Genomic DNA, 12,751 nt, shown 5'->3' with positions numbered 1-12,751 from the left:
TCAGAGCATTGAATAATTTCAAATCCCACTTCAAGTTTAACAAACAAGAACGAAGTGGGATTTTCTTTTTGCTGCTGATTATTGTGGTGCTTCAAGGAGTGCATCTATTTATTAAAGCAAAGCCTTATGATACTGAGTCCAAGATTGCTGTCAATACGTTGGTGCAATCTAAACTGGACAGCCTTAAAAAAAGCGCACTTCAAAAAGAGGAGCTAAAAACCTTTTCGTTTAACCCAAACTACATTTCGGATTATAAAGGATATACCTTGGGAATTTCACCTGAAGCTTTGGATAGACTGTTTGCATTTAGAGAACAAGGAAAATTTGTGAATTCTGCTGAAGAATTTCAGCAAGTCACCAAAATCTCAGATTCATTACTAAAAGTAATAGCACCCTTGTTTAAGTTTCCCAAATGGAAGCAAAAAGCTAAATATGCTTCATCCTATTCAAATAATAGTACTAAAAAGAAGACAATACAAGTTGCAGATATAAACTCAGCAACGGAAGAAGATTTAAAGACCATAAGCGGTATAGGAGAAAAGCTTTCTAGCAGGATTATTAAGTTCAGGGATAGGTTAGGAGGATTTTTAGAAGATGAACAGCTATATGATGTCTATGGATTGGATGTTGAGGTGGTTGAGAGAGCTCTAAACAAGTTTAAAGTGCTCAACCCGCCAAAAGTTGAAAAAATTAACATCAATAAAGCAAGTGTGGAAGAAATGTCCCGTTTAGTTTATATCAACCGTAAATTAGCACAGGAAATAGTTAAACATAGAGAAATGCACGGAAGGTATAAATCACTTGATGAATTGAAGCATGTACCGACTTTTCCACTAGACAGGATTGCTAGAATTAAGCTATATTTGACCCTATAAAATTGTACTATGATAACGGATACTTTATCCACAATGAACTTTGATTATTCTGAGACCCAAAAGATGGTAGCAGAATCTGCTAGAGAGTTTGCACAGCATTATATTCTTCCCCATGTAATGGAATGGGATGAATCACAAACATTTCCAGTTGAGGTTTTTAAGAAAGCTGGGGAAATCGGTTTTATGGGGGTTTTGGTGCCTGAGGAACTTGGAGGTTCTGGCCTGGGATATCATGAGTACATTGCCATTTTGGAAGAGATTTCAAAGGTTGACCCGGCTATAGGACTTTCCGTGGCGGCCCATAATTCGTTATGCACCAATCATATTCTTTCTTTTGGAAGTGAAGAGCAAAAGCAACGTTGGATTCCTAAATTGGCAACAGCAGAATGGATAGGTGCTTGGGGTTTAACCGAGCATAATACAGGTTCTGATGCCGGAGGCATGAATACTACCGCTATAAAAGATGGCGATTCTTGGATTTTGAACGGTGCCAAAAACTTTATTACACATGGTAAGAGTGGAGATATCGCCGTTGTGATAGCCAGAACTGGTGAAAAAGGTGATAGTCATGGCATGACTGCTTTTGCTGTTGAAAAAGGCACTCCTGGTTTTACCAGTGGAAAGAAGGAAGATAAATTAGGTATGCGCGCCAGTGAGACAGCAGAACTTATTTTTTCTGACTGTAGAATTTCAGATGAAAATCGTTTGGGTGAAGTAGGTGATGGATTTATACAATCGATGAAAGTGTTGGATGGAGGTCGAATTTCAATAGGAGCGTTGTCATTAGGCGTTTCCAAAGGAGCCTATGAGGCAGCTTTAAAATATTCTAAAGAACGCGTGCAGTTTGGTAAACCTATTAGTGAATTCCAAGGAATTTCTTTCAAACTGGCGGATATGGCTACAGAAATTGAAGCATCCGAATTGTTGTTGCATAAAGCAGCATTCTTAAAAAATTCAGGAAGAAAGGTTACCACAATGGGAGCAATGTCCAAGATGTATGCTTCAGAAGTCTGTGTTAAAATTGCTAACGATGCAGTGCAGATTCATGGAGGATATGGATATACCAAAGATTTTCCCGTGGAGAAATTTTATAGGGATTCCAAGCTTTGCACTATAGGAGAGGGAACAACTGAAATTCAAAAAGTGGTCATCTCAAAAAATATTTTAAAATAAAACTTTTCTACAAAGAATACATTTGTATATTTGCAGCCCCGTTTAACGCGGGTATCATTTTAAAGAGAGGAGGTTGTAGCCAATGTTAATAATACCAGTAAAAGAAGGAGAAAACATCGATAGAGCTTTAAAGCGTTTCAAGCGTAAGTTTGATAAGACTGGCACTATGCGCCAGTTAAGAAAAAGGCAACAGTTTACAAAACCTTCAGTAAAAAGAAGAGCTGAAGTTCAAAAAGCTCAATATATACAAGGACTTAGAGATCAAGAAGAGATTTAGTGTTCTTGCACAAGAAAGACGAATCCCGTTTCATATACTATGAAACGGGATTTTTTGTTTTATCCAACAGCTATTATTTGGCTAACTTTGGGTCATGTCCACAAAGGCCTTTATTTCATATCTCCAACTAGAGAAGAATTATTCCAAGCATACCATAAGTGCTTATGAAAAGGACATCGCCGAATTTTCCAGATTCTGTATGGACGATTATGATTTGGCATCTATTGTGAGTGTTGACTATACCATTATTAGAAGCTGGATTGTTTTTTTGGTAAACAAGGGGATTTCCAACAGAACAGTAAATAGAAAAATATCTTCCTTAAGGGCGTTTTACAAGTTTTTGCAGAAAACAAATCAGATAAACACATCACCATTGGTAAAGCACAAAGCCCTTAAAACAAGTAAAAGTTTGGAAGTCCCATTTTCTGAGCAAGAGATGGAAAAAATCCTTTTGGAAATACCTTTTGATGATGACTTTGAAGGCGTAAGAGATAGAAGTATTATTGAATTGCTGTATGCCACAGGAATTCGAAGGGCAGAGTTGGTTCATCTCAAAGTACAGGATTTTAATGTATCCAGTAGTACCTTAAAAGTTTTGGGGAAACGAAACAAAGAACGGATTCTACCCCTGTTACCGGCAACAATTGAATTGCTTCATCAGTATTTGGAGTTACGTTCACAGCTTGAAAATATAACCGACTCCACCTATTTTTTTTTAACCAAAGGAGGTCTTAAAATTTATGAAACACTTGTTTATCGTACCATAAATAAGTATTTTAGTTTAGTATCCCCTAAAGTAAAAAAGAGTCCTCATATTTTGAGGCATACTTTTGCAACACACCTACTTAATAGGGGAGCGGATTTAAATTCGGTAAAGGAATTATTGGGTCATTCCAGTTTGGCGTCTACGCAGGTGTATACGCACAATAGCATAGCAGAGCTAAAGAAGGTTCATTTAAACGCCCACCCCAGAAACAAGAAATAGCAGATTTCTTGTATTGTTTAACCTAGCTGTCATTGGGCAGCACTAAAAACTACATCTTATGAAAGTAAATGCACAATCGGTAAATTTTGTTGCGGACGGAAAACTTATGGATTTTATCCAAAGAAGAATGGACAAGCTCGAAAATTTTTATGATAAAGTAATCGGTTCCGATGTTTATCTGAAAGTTGAGAATACCAGTGCAAAAGAAAATAAGATAGTGGAGATAAAGTTATTGGTGCCTAGAGATAAACTCATTGTAAAAAAGCAATGTAAATCTTTTGAGGAAGCGGTGGATTCTGCTTGCAGTTCTTTGGAGAGAAAGTTGGTAAAAAAGAAAGAAAAATTAAGAGCAAAAGCTTGATTAAAATTTTTGCAATTTTATTTTGATTAAATAAATAAATATATACATTTGCAGTCCGTTAGAAATAGCGGACTTTTTTTGTGTTAAAAAGGTGGTAAAATGCCGATGTAGCTCAGCTGGCTAGAGCAGCTGATTTGTAATCAGCAGGTCGTGGGTTCGAGTCCCTCCATCGGCTCTTAATGTACTGAAAATCAAGAATGGGGAGATACTCAAGCGGCCAACGAGGGCAGACTGTAAATCTGCTGACTATGTCTTCGCAGGTTCGAATCCTGCTCTCCCCACACAAAAATAAGAGTGCTGAAATCCTGTTTGGGAAATCTGTTAAAAAAACAGTTTTAGGAATTTCAGATTTGAAATATTGAAATATTTTGGGTTTTTGCCCAAAAAAAATGCGGGAGTAGCTCAGTTGGTAGAGCGTCAGCCTTCCAAGCTGAATGTCGCCGGTTCGAACCCGGTCTCCCGCTCTAAAGTCATCCTTGCGAAAGCAAGAATCTCTTCCAATTTATGGGAGAACTATTTTAAAGTAGTTGATTCAACACTTTACGCCGGTGTAGCTCAGGGGTAGAGCGTTTCCTTGGTAAGGAAGAGGTCACGAGTTCAAATCTCGTCATTGGCTCAAAACGATTTGTACACTAATATAAACTAAGATTAAAATTATTTAAAATGGCAAAGGAAACTTTTGATCGTTCCAAACCGCACTTAAATATTGGTACTATTGGACACGTGGATCACGGTAAAACAACGTTGACCGCTGCTATTACTACTGTATTGGCAAATGCGGGCTTGTCAGAGCTTAGAAGCTTTGATTCTATTGATAATGCTCCCGAAGAAAAAGAAAGGGGTATTACAATCAACACTTCTCACGTGGAGTACCAAACTCAAAACCGTCACTATGCGCACGTTGACTGTCCAGGTCACGCGGATTACGTAAAGAACATGGTTACTGGTGCTGCTCAAATGGATGGTGCAATATTGGTTGTAGCTGCAACTGACGGGCCAATGCCACAAACTCGTGAGCACATCCTATTAGGACGTCAGGTCGGTATTCCAAGAATCGTTGTTTTCTTGAACAAAGTTGACATGGTTGATGATGAGGAGCTTTTAGAGCTTGTTGAAATGGAAGTAAGAGAATTGCTTTCTTTCTACGAGTACGATGGTGACAATGGACCTGTAATCTCTGGTTCTGCCCTTGGAGCACTTAACGGTGAGCAAAAATGGGTTGATACTGTAATGGAGTTGATGGCTGCTGTTGATGAGTGGATCGAATTGCCTAAAAGAGATGTTGATAAAGATTTCTTGATGCCTGTTGAAGATGTATTCACGATTACTGGTCGTGGTACTGTTGCTACAGGACGTATCGAAACTGGTATTGCAAACACTGGAGACTCAGTTGATATCATTGGTATGGGAGCTGAGAAACTGGCTTCTACAATTACTGGTGTTGAGATGTTCCGTAAGATTTTGGATAGAGGTGAGGCTGGAGATAACGTAGGTATCTTGTTAAGAGGTATTGAAAAATCTCAAATTAGCCGTGGAATGGTAATCTGTAAGCCAGGTTCAGTTAAGCCACACGCTAAATTTGAAGCTGAGGTTTATATCCTTAAGAAAGAAGAAGGTGGTCGTCACACTCCTTTCCATAATAACTACCGTCCACAGTTCTATGTTAGAACTACAGATGTAACAGGTAACATTGCTCTTCCAAGTGGAGTTGAAATGGTTATGCCTGGAGATAACTTAACTATTACTGTAGAGTTGATTCAGCCAATTGCATTAAGTGTAGGTCTACGTTTCGCTATCCGTGAAGGTGGTAGAACAGTAGGTGCTGGTCAGGTTACTAAGATTTTAGATTAAAAAATTTATAATCATAGTTTACGTTAAAGGGTGTCCGTCATATGACGGATACCTTTCGACGTAAATAGAAGCGGGTGTAGTTCATCTCTGAAAATTGAGATAGTAAGACGCCATTAATTTACGGGCGTAGCTCAGTTGGTAGAGCACTGGTCTCCAAAACCAGGTGTCGGGAGTTCGAGCCTCTCCGCCCGTGCTAGAAAAATACAAGTATAATATGTTCACTTACATTAAAGAGTCATTTGAGGAATTAAAAAACAACGTCACCTGGCTAGACAGGGAAAAAGCCTCTAATTTGATGGTGGTTGTAGCTGTTTTTTCAATCTTGTTCGCTTTGGCGACATGGGGAGTGGATTCTCTTTTCAGTAAGTTGATTCGATTGTATTTTGATAACATAATAGGGTAGTTGGATATGTCTGAGGTTCTGGAGAAAAAATGGTATGTAGTAAGAGCTGTAAGTGGCCAAGAGAATAAAATCAAAGGCTATATTGAAAGTGAGGTAGAGCGTAATGGTTTTGCAGATTACCTTGAAGATGTTCTTGTTCCAACAGAAAAAGTAGTACAAATACGTAACGGAAAGAAAATAAACAAAGAGCGCGTTTACTTTCCGGGATATATAATGATAAAAGCCAATTTGGGAGGAGAGATGATTCACATCATCCGTTCCATTACCAATGTAATTGGCTTCTTGGGTGAAACCAAAGGCGGTGACCCTGTTCCTTTAAGGAAATCAGAGGTGAACCGTATGTTAGGAAAAGTGGATGAGTTGGCTGTGAACACAGATAATGTTGCCATTCCTTTCGTACTTGGTGAAACTGTAAAAGTTATTGATGGTCCTTTCAACGGATTCAATGGAACCGTTGAGAAAATCAATGAAGAAAAGCGTAAGCTTGAGGTAATGGTAAAAATTTTCGGAAGAAAAACACCATTGGAACTCAGCTATATGCAAGTAGAAAAAGTTTGATAAGAAGTGAGACGTAAGATGTTAGATTTGATATTAAAAAGAGTTGTCTTAAATCTCACATCTGAATTCTGAAATCTAAAAAAAGAGCTGTTACATATATAAAGCTGTGTTGCTTCCAATTGACACACTTTCATTTTAACTAAAAACAATGGCAAAAGAAGTAGATAAGGTAGTTAAATTACAAGTTAGGGGAGGTGCTGCGAATCCGTCGCCACCGGTTGGACCCGCCTTAGGTGCTGCAGGTGTTAACATCATGGAGTTCTGTAAGCAGTTTAATGCTCGTACACAGGACAAACCGGGTAAAGTATTACCTGTTGTGATCACCGTTTACAAAGACAAATCTTTCGAGTTTGTTGTAAAGACACCACCAGCGGCAGTTCAATTGATGGAAGCAGCTAAGATTAAAAAAGGATCTGGCGAGCCTAACAGAGTTAAAAATGGTTCTGTATCCTGGGATCAAGTAAAGCAAATCGCTGAAGACAAAATGGTCGATTTGAATGCTTTTACAGTAGAGTCTGCAATGAGTATGGTTGCAGGTACTGCTAGATCTATGGGTTTAAAAGTAGCAGGCAAAAGACCTTTTTAAAATCTTAAAGCAATTTATAATGGCAAGATTGACAAAAAAGCAAAAAGACGCTCATTCTAAAATAGACAAGAATAAATTGTACTCTTTGGAAGAAGCATCAGCTTTGGTAAAAGAAATAACTAATGTAAAATTTGACGCTTCCATTGACCTTGCAATTCGTTTGGGTGTAGATCCGAGAAAAGCAAATCAAATGGTGCGTGGTGTTGTTACCCTTCCTCATGGAACAGGTAAAGACGTAAAAGTTTTAGCATTGGTGACTCCAGACAAAGAAGCAGAAGCTAAAGAAGCAGGTGCTGATTTTGTAGGGTTGGATGAATATTTGGATAAAATTAAAGGCGGTTGGACAGACGTTGATGTAATCATCACTATGCCTAGCGTTATGGGTAAACTTGGGCCATTAGGTCGAGTTTTAGGCCCAAGAGGTTTAATGCCCAATCCAAAAACTGGTACCGTAACTATGGATGTTGCAAAAGCGGTATCTGATGTTAAGGCAGGTAAAATTGATTTTAAAGTAGATAAGACTGGAATTGTACATGCTGCAATAGGAAAGGCATCTTTCTCTGCAGATAAGATTGCTGGTAATGCCAAGGAATTATTAGATACTTTGGTTAAAATGAAACCAGCTGCGGCAAAAGGTGTTTATATGAAAAGCATCTACTTGTCAAGTACAATGAGTCCTAGTGTTCAATTAGATCCAAAAGCAGTTTCGTAACTGGTAGTTCAATATTTTAATTATGACAAGAGAAGAAAAAGCAATCGTAATAGAAGATTTGACCTCACAGTTGGCTGATAACGCTAATATTTATTTGGCGGATATATCAGGTTTGGATGCCGTGACTACTTCTAATCTTAGAAGGGCATGTTTTAAGGCAAACATTAAACTTGCGGTCGTAAAGAACACCTTGCTTGCAAAAGCAATGGAAGCTTCTGATAAGGAGTTTGGGGAACTTCCCGATGTTTTAAAAGGAAATACATCTTTGATGTTTTCTGAAACAGGGAATGCACCAGCGAAACTTATCAAAAATTTCAGAAAAAAATCAGATAAACCATTACTTAAAGGAGCTTTTATAGAAGAAGCTGTTTATGTAGGTGATGAAAACCTTGACTCACTTGTTAACATCAAGTCTAAAGAAGAGGTTATTGGGGATATTATCGGATTATTACAATCACCAGCCAAGAATGTTATTTCTGGACTTAAATCTGGTGGCGGTAAATTGGCCGGTATCCTTAAAACATTATCTGAAAAATAATTCGCGCACAATAAACTAAGTATATTTTAAAAATTTGATTAAACGATAGAAAAATGGCAGATTTAAAAGATTTTGCAGAACAGTTGGTAAACCTTACAGTAAAAGAGGTAAATGAGTTGGCCGACATATTAAAAGATGAATACGGTATTGAGCCTGCTGCTGCTGCAGTAGCTGTTGCTGGTGGCGGTGCTGCTGCTGGTGGTGACGCTGAGGCTGCTGAGGAAAAGTCAGAATTTGATGTAATCCTTACAGCTGCTGGTGGTTCTAAATTGGCAGTAGTAAAACTAGTTAAAGAATTAACTGGTCTTGGATTGAAAGATGCTAAAGACATTGTTGACAGCGCACCAAAAGCTGTTAAAGAAGGTGTTGCCAAAGATGAGGCAGAAGGTATCAAAAAATCATTGGAAGAAGCAGGAGCAGAAGTTGAGCTTAAATAATAGCTTTTACCATACAAACTTGGTTAAGGTCTTTCCGTAAAAACGGTCAGACCTTAGCCTGTTTTTATAGCAGCGTGTGATGGCACACGTAACCCTTTTTGAGAATTCACTATCAAAATTTGTCCATAGATGTTCACAAACAATACTGAAAGAGTAAATTTTGCATCCGCTAAGAACATACCGGAATACCCGGATTTCTTGGACATTCAGATTAAATCGTTTCAAGACTTTTTTCAACTTGAAACCAAATCTGATGAAAGAGGAAATGAAGGTCTCTACAATACCTTCATGGAAAATTTTCCAATTACAGACACTAGAAACCAATTCGTACTTGAATTTCTAGACTATTTTATAGATCCACCAAGATATTCCATTCAAGAATGTATAGAGCGTGGACTTACCTATAGCGTACCGTTAAAGGCGCGTCTAAAATTATATTGTACCGATCCAGAGCACGAAGATTTTGAGACTATCGTTCAGGATGTGTATTTGGGAACAATACCATACATGACTCCTAGCGGAACCTTTGTAATCAATGGTGCCGAAAGAGTTGTGGTTTCTCAGTTGCACAGATCTCCAGGGGTATTCTTTGGACAATCTTTCCATGCAAATGGTACAAAGCTATACTCAGCTAGGGTAATTCCTTTTAAAGGTTCTTGGATTGAATTTGCTACGGATATCAATGGCGTGATGTACGCTTATATTGATAGAAAGAAAAAATTACCAGTAACTACGCTTTTCCGTGCTATCGGATTTGAAAGAGATAAAGATATTTTGGAAATCTTTGACCTTTCGGAAGAAGTGAAGGTTTCAAAAGCTGGACTTAAAAAAGTATTGGGACGCAAATTGGCTGCTAGGGTATTGAACACTTGGCATGAGGATTTTGTGGATGAAGATACAGGTGAGGTGGTTTCCATTGAGCGTAATGAGATCATCCTAGATCGTGATACCGTTCTTGAAAAAGAACACGTGGATGAAATCATCGATGCAGATGTAAAAACCATTTTACTTCACAAAGAAAATAATGCACAGTCTGATTATGCAATTATTCACAATACATTGCAAAAAGACCCTACCAACTCAGAAAAAGAAGCGGTAGAGCATATTTACAGACAGTTGCGTAATGCAGAGCCGCCAGATGAGGAAACGGCTCGTGGTATTATAGATAAATTGTTCTTCTCTGATCAGCGTTACAACTTAGGTGAAGTTGGTCGTTACAGAATGAACAAAAAATTGCAGTTGGATATTGGAATGGACAAGCAGGTCTTGACCAAGGAAGATATCATCACTATTATCAAGTACTTAATTGAGCTGATTAACTCAAAAGCAGAGATTGATGATATTGATCACTTGTCCAACCGTCGTGTAAGAACAGTAGGTGAGCAGTTATCATCACAGTTTGGAGTAGGTTTGGCACGTATGGCCCGTACCATTCGTGAGCGTATGAACGTTCGTGATAATGAGGTGTTTACGCCAATCGATTTGATTAATGCTAAGACATTGTCTTCGGTGATCAACTCGTTCTTTGGTACCAACCAGCTATCTCAGTTTATGGACCAAACCAATCCATTGGCAGAGATTACCCACAAAAGAAGATTGTCAGCATTAGGACCAGGAGGTCTATCAAGAGAAAGAGCAGGATTTGAGGTACGTGACGTTCACTATACACACTACGGAAGATTATGCCCTATTGAAACCCCTGAAGGACCAAACATTGGTTTGATTTCTTCACTTTCAGTATTTGCAAAAGTAAACCCAATGGGCTTCTTGGAAACTCCATACCGAAAAGTAGAGAACGGTGTTGTTGATACCAAGGATTTCAGATATCTAAGTGCCGAGGAGGAAGAAGGAATGAAGATTTCCCAAGCCAACATCCCAATGGATGAGAAAGGAAAAATTCAGGATGATAAGGTAATTGCTCGTGAAGAAGGTGATTTCCCAGTAGTAGATCCATCAGAGGTGAACTACACGGATGTTGCTCCTAACCAAATTGCTTCCATTTCTGCCTCGTTAATTCCGTTCTTGGAACATGATGATGCAAACAGGGCTTTGATGGGATCAAACATGATGCGTCAAGCAGTTCCATTATTAAAGCCACAGTCTCCTATTGTGGGAACAGGTTTGGAAAGACAAGTTGCTACCGATTCTAGAGTATTGATCAATGCTGAAGGTGATGGTGTTATTGAATATGTAGATGCTCAGAAAATAACAATCAAATATAGCAGGTCTGAGGACGAGCGATTAGTAAGCTTTGAGGAAGATTCCAAAACCTATAACTTGGTAAAGTTTAGAAAAACGAACCAGGGAACCAGCATCAACCTAAAACCTATCGTTAAAAAAGGCGATAAAGTTAAAAGAGGAGAAGTGCTTTGTGAAGGTTATGCAACTGAAAAAGGTGAATTGGCACTAGGTAGAAACCTGAAAGTGGCATTTATGCCTTGGAAAGGGTACAACTTTGAGGATGCGATTGTAATCTCGGAAAAAGTAGTACGTGAAGATATCTTTACCTCTATCCATATTGATGAGTACGCCTTAGAAGTAAGAGATACCAAATTAGGTGCAGAAGAGCTTACCAATGATATCCCTAACGTTTCTGAAGAAGCTACCAAAGATTTGGATGAACACGGGATGATCAGAATTGGTGCTGAAGTTAAACCTGGTGATATTTTGATTGGTAAGATTACCCCAAAAGGAGAATCTGATCCAACTCCAGAAGAGAAACTACTTCGTGCAATCTTTGGTGATAAAGCAGGAGATGTAAAAGATGCATCGCTTAAAGCTTCACCTTCATTAAGAGGAGTTGTTATCGATAAGAAATTGTTCTCTCGTTCTATTAAGGATAAAAGAAAACGTTCAGAAGATAAAGAAGCAATCTCCAGATTGGAGATGGATTACGAAGTTAAGTTTGAGCAGTTGAAAGATGTTTTGATAGAGAAACTCTTCGGATTGATCAATGGTAAAACTTCTCAAGGTGTAATGAACGATCTTGGAGAAGAAGTTCTTCCAAAAGGAAAGAAATACACCATTAAAATGTTGAACGCTGTTGACGATTTCGCTCACTTGGTTGGCGGAAGCTGGACAACAGACGATAAAACAAATGAGCAAGTAGCCGATTTGTTGCACAACTATAAGATTAAATTGAATGATATTCAAGGAAATCTTAGAAGGGACAAGTTTACCATCTCCGTAGGTGATGAATTACCAGCAGGTATCATGAAGTTGGCTAAGGTCTATATCGCTAAAAAGCGTAAGCTTAAAGTTGGTGATAAAATGGCAGGTCGTCACGGTAATAAAGGTATCGTAGCACGTATCGTTCGTCAAGAAGATATGCCGTTCTTGGAAGATGGAACACCAGTGGATATCGTATTGAATCCATTAGGAGTACCATCCCGTATGAACATCGGTCAGATTTATGAAACGGTTCTTGGTTGGGCAGGTCTTAAGTTGGGTAGAAAATACGGAACTCCAATTTTTGACGGCGCTACACTGGATCAAATCAATGCACTTACCGATGAGGCAGGCGTACCAAGATTTGGACACACCCACTTATATGATGGTGGAACAGGAAAACGTTTTGATCAGGCAGCAACCGTTGGTGTAATCTACATGTTGAAATTAGGACACATGGTAGATGATAAAATGCACGCTAGATCTATTGGACCATACTCATTGATCACACAACAACCATTGGGTGGTAAAGCCCAGTTTGGTGGTCAGCGTTTTGGTGAGATGGAGGTTTGGGCACTTGAGGCCTACGGAGCTTCATCAACGCTTCGCGAAATATTGACCGTTAAGTCGGATGATGTTATCGGAAGAGCCAAGACCTATGAGTCCATAGTTAAGGGTGAAACCATGCCAGAACCTGGATTGCCAGAATCTTTCAATGTATTGATGCACGAACTTAAGGGATTAGGTTTGGATATTAGATTGGAAGAGTAGTACATAGTTAACACTATTGAAAAAAAGTTTATTAATTATATCATCTCCATAGTATT

At 38.6% G+C, this 12,751-nt stretch carries 13 protein-coding genes and 5 tRNA genes; all 18 read left to right on the top strand.

What is annotated here, in order from left to right:
- The first annotated feature begins 8 nt into the window (after positions 1–8).
- A complete protein-coding gene (locus FVB32_RS00135) occupies positions 9–875 on the top strand; it encodes a ComEA family DNA-binding protein (RefSeq protein ID WP_147740562.1) in 867 nt (288 codons plus the stop codon).
- A gap of 33 nt (positions 876–908) precedes the next feature.
- Positions 909–2,048, top strand: coding sequence for an acyl-CoA dehydrogenase family protein (locus FVB32_RS00130; RefSeq protein ID WP_147743361.1), 1,140 nt, complete (start codon positions 909–911; stop codon positions 2,046–2,048).
- A gap of 82 nt (positions 2,049–2,130) precedes the next feature.
- A complete protein-coding gene (gene rpsU, locus FVB32_RS00125; protein ID WP_147740561.1) occupies positions 2,131–2,325 on the top strand; it encodes a 30S ribosomal protein S21 in 195 nt (64 codons plus the stop codon).
- A gap of 94 nt (positions 2,326–2,419) precedes the next feature.
- A complete protein-coding gene (locus FVB32_RS00120) occupies positions 2,420–3,310 on the top strand; it encodes a tyrosine-type recombinase/integrase (RefSeq protein WP_147740560.1) in 891 nt (296 codons plus the stop codon).
- Positions 3,311–3,368: 58 nt separating this feature from the next.
- The gene (hpf, locus tag FVB32_RS00115) at positions 3,369–3,671 is read left to right on the top strand and encodes a ribosome hibernation-promoting factor, HPF/YfiA family (RefSeq protein ID WP_147740559.1); all 303 of its coding nucleotides are present in this window, start codon (positions 3,369–3,371) and stop codon (positions 3,669–3,671) included.
- A gap of 101 nt (positions 3,672–3,772) precedes the next feature.
- Positions 3,773–3,846: transfer RNA gene (locus tag FVB32_RS00110), tRNA-Thr, on the top strand.
- Positions 3,847–3,870: 24 nt separating this feature from the next.
- Positions 3,871–3,952: transfer RNA gene (locus FVB32_RS00105), tRNA-Tyr, on the top strand.
- 110 nt (positions 3,953–4,062) lie between these two features.
- Positions 4,063–4,135: transfer RNA gene (locus FVB32_RS00100), tRNA-Gly, on the top strand.
- An 80-nt stretch (positions 4,136–4,215) separates the two neighbouring features.
- Positions 4,216–4,287: transfer RNA gene (locus tag FVB32_RS00095), tRNA-Thr, on the top strand.
- Between the two features lie 47 nt (positions 4,288–4,334).
- On the top strand, positions 4,335–5,522 hold the full coding sequence (tuf, locus tag FVB32_RS00090; RefSeq protein ID WP_147740558.1) for an elongation factor Tu: 1,188 nt from the start codon (positions 4,335–4,337) through the stop codon (positions 5,520–5,522).
- Between the two features lie 120 nt (positions 5,523–5,642).
- A tRNA-Trp gene (locus FVB32_RS00085) sits at positions 5,643–5,715 on the top strand.
- 21 nt (positions 5,716–5,736) lie between these two features.
- On the top strand, positions 5,737–5,925 hold the full coding sequence (secE, locus tag FVB32_RS00080; protein ID WP_147743359.1) for a preprotein translocase subunit SecE: 189 nt from the start codon (positions 5,737–5,739) through the stop codon (positions 5,923–5,925).
- Positions 5,926–5,931: 6 nt separating this feature from the next.
- The gene (gene nusG, locus FVB32_RS00075) at positions 5,932–6,483 is read left to right on the top strand and encodes a transcription termination/antitermination protein NusG (protein WP_147740557.1); all 552 of its coding nucleotides are present in this window, start codon (positions 5,932–5,934) and stop codon (positions 6,481–6,483) included.
- Between the two features lie 148 nt (positions 6,484–6,631).
- A complete protein-coding gene (rplK, locus tag FVB32_RS00070; protein ID WP_097047425.1) occupies positions 6,632–7,069 on the top strand; it encodes a 50S ribosomal protein L11 in 438 nt (145 codons plus the stop codon).
- A 19-nt stretch (positions 7,070–7,088) separates the two neighbouring features.
- Positions 7,089–7,781, top strand: a complete 693-nt coding sequence (rplA, locus tag FVB32_RS00065) for a 50S ribosomal protein L1 (RefSeq protein ID WP_147740556.1) — start codon at positions 7,089–7,091, stop codon at positions 7,779–7,781.
- Between the two features lie 22 nt (positions 7,782–7,803).
- Positions 7,804–8,319, top strand: a complete 516-nt coding sequence (gene rplJ, locus FVB32_RS00060; protein ID WP_147740555.1) for a 50S ribosomal protein L10 — start codon at positions 7,804–7,806, stop codon at positions 8,317–8,319.
- Positions 8,320–8,372: 53 nt separating this feature from the next.
- Complete coding sequence (gene rplL / locus FVB32_RS00055) at positions 8,373–8,756, top strand: 50S ribosomal protein L7/L12 (protein WP_147740554.1); 384 nt, start codon at positions 8,373–8,375, stop codon at positions 8,754–8,756.
- Between the two features lie 129 nt (positions 8,757–8,885).
- Positions 8,886–12,695, top strand: coding sequence for a DNA-directed RNA polymerase subunit beta (gene rpoB, locus FVB32_RS00050; protein WP_147740553.1), 3,810 nt, complete (start codon positions 8,886–8,888; stop codon positions 12,693–12,695).
- The last annotated feature ends 56 nt before the right edge of the window (positions 12,696–12,751 follow it).

The sequence above is a fragment of the Flagellimonas hymeniacidonis genome (assembly GCF_008040165.1).
In the GTDB taxonomy this organism is placed as follows: Bacteria; Bacteroidota; Bacteroidia; order Flavobacteriales; family Flavobacteriaceae; genus Flagellimonas; species Flagellimonas hymeniacidonis.
This window is presented reverse-complemented; position numbering and strand designations above follow the sequence as displayed.

What these genes read in the sequence shown, in the direction of transcription:
- FVB32_RS00130 (WP_147743361.1), top strand. Translation starts at nt 909, where the DNA reads ATGAACTTTGATTATTCTGAGACCCAAAAGATGGTAGCAGAATCTGCT.
- rpsU (WP_147740561.1), top strand. Translation starts at nt 2,131, where the DNA reads ATGTTAATAATACCAGTAAAAGAAGGAGAAAACATCGATAGAGCTTTA.
- FVB32_RS00120 (WP_147740560.1), top strand. Translation starts at nt 2,420, where the DNA reads ATGTCCACAAAGGCCTTTATTTCATATCTCCAACTAGAGAAGAATTAT.
- hpf (WP_147740559.1), top strand. Translation starts at nt 3,369, where the DNA reads ATGAAAGTAAATGCACAATCGGTAAATTTTGTTGCGGACGGAAAACTT.
- tuf (WP_147740558.1), top strand. Translation starts at nt 4,335, where the DNA reads ATGGCAAAGGAAACTTTTGATCGTTCCAAACCGCACTTAAATATTGGT.
- secE (WP_147743359.1), top strand. Translation starts at nt 5,737, where the DNA reads ATGTTCACTTACATTAAAGAGTCATTTGAGGAATTAAAAAACAACGTC.
- nusG (WP_147740557.1), top strand. Translation starts at nt 5,932, where the DNA reads ATGTCTGAGGTTCTGGAGAAAAAATGGTATGTAGTAAGAGCTGTAAGT.
- rplK (WP_097047425.1), top strand. Translation starts at nt 6,632, where the DNA reads ATGGCAAAAGAAGTAGATAAGGTAGTTAAATTACAAGTTAGGGGAGGT.
- rplA (WP_147740556.1), top strand. Translation starts at nt 7,089, where the DNA reads ATGGCAAGATTGACAAAAAAGCAAAAAGACGCTCATTCTAAAATAGAC.
- rplJ (WP_147740555.1), top strand. Translation starts at nt 7,804, where the DNA reads ATGACAAGAGAAGAAAAAGCAATCGTAATAGAAGATTTGACCTCACAG.
- rplL (WP_147740554.1), top strand. Translation starts at nt 8,373, where the DNA reads ATGGCAGATTTAAAAGATTTTGCAGAACAGTTGGTAAACCTTACAGTA.
- rpoB (WP_147740553.1), top strand. Translation starts at nt 8,886, where the DNA reads ATGTTCACAAACAATACTGAAAGAGTAAATTTTGCATCCGCTAAGAAC.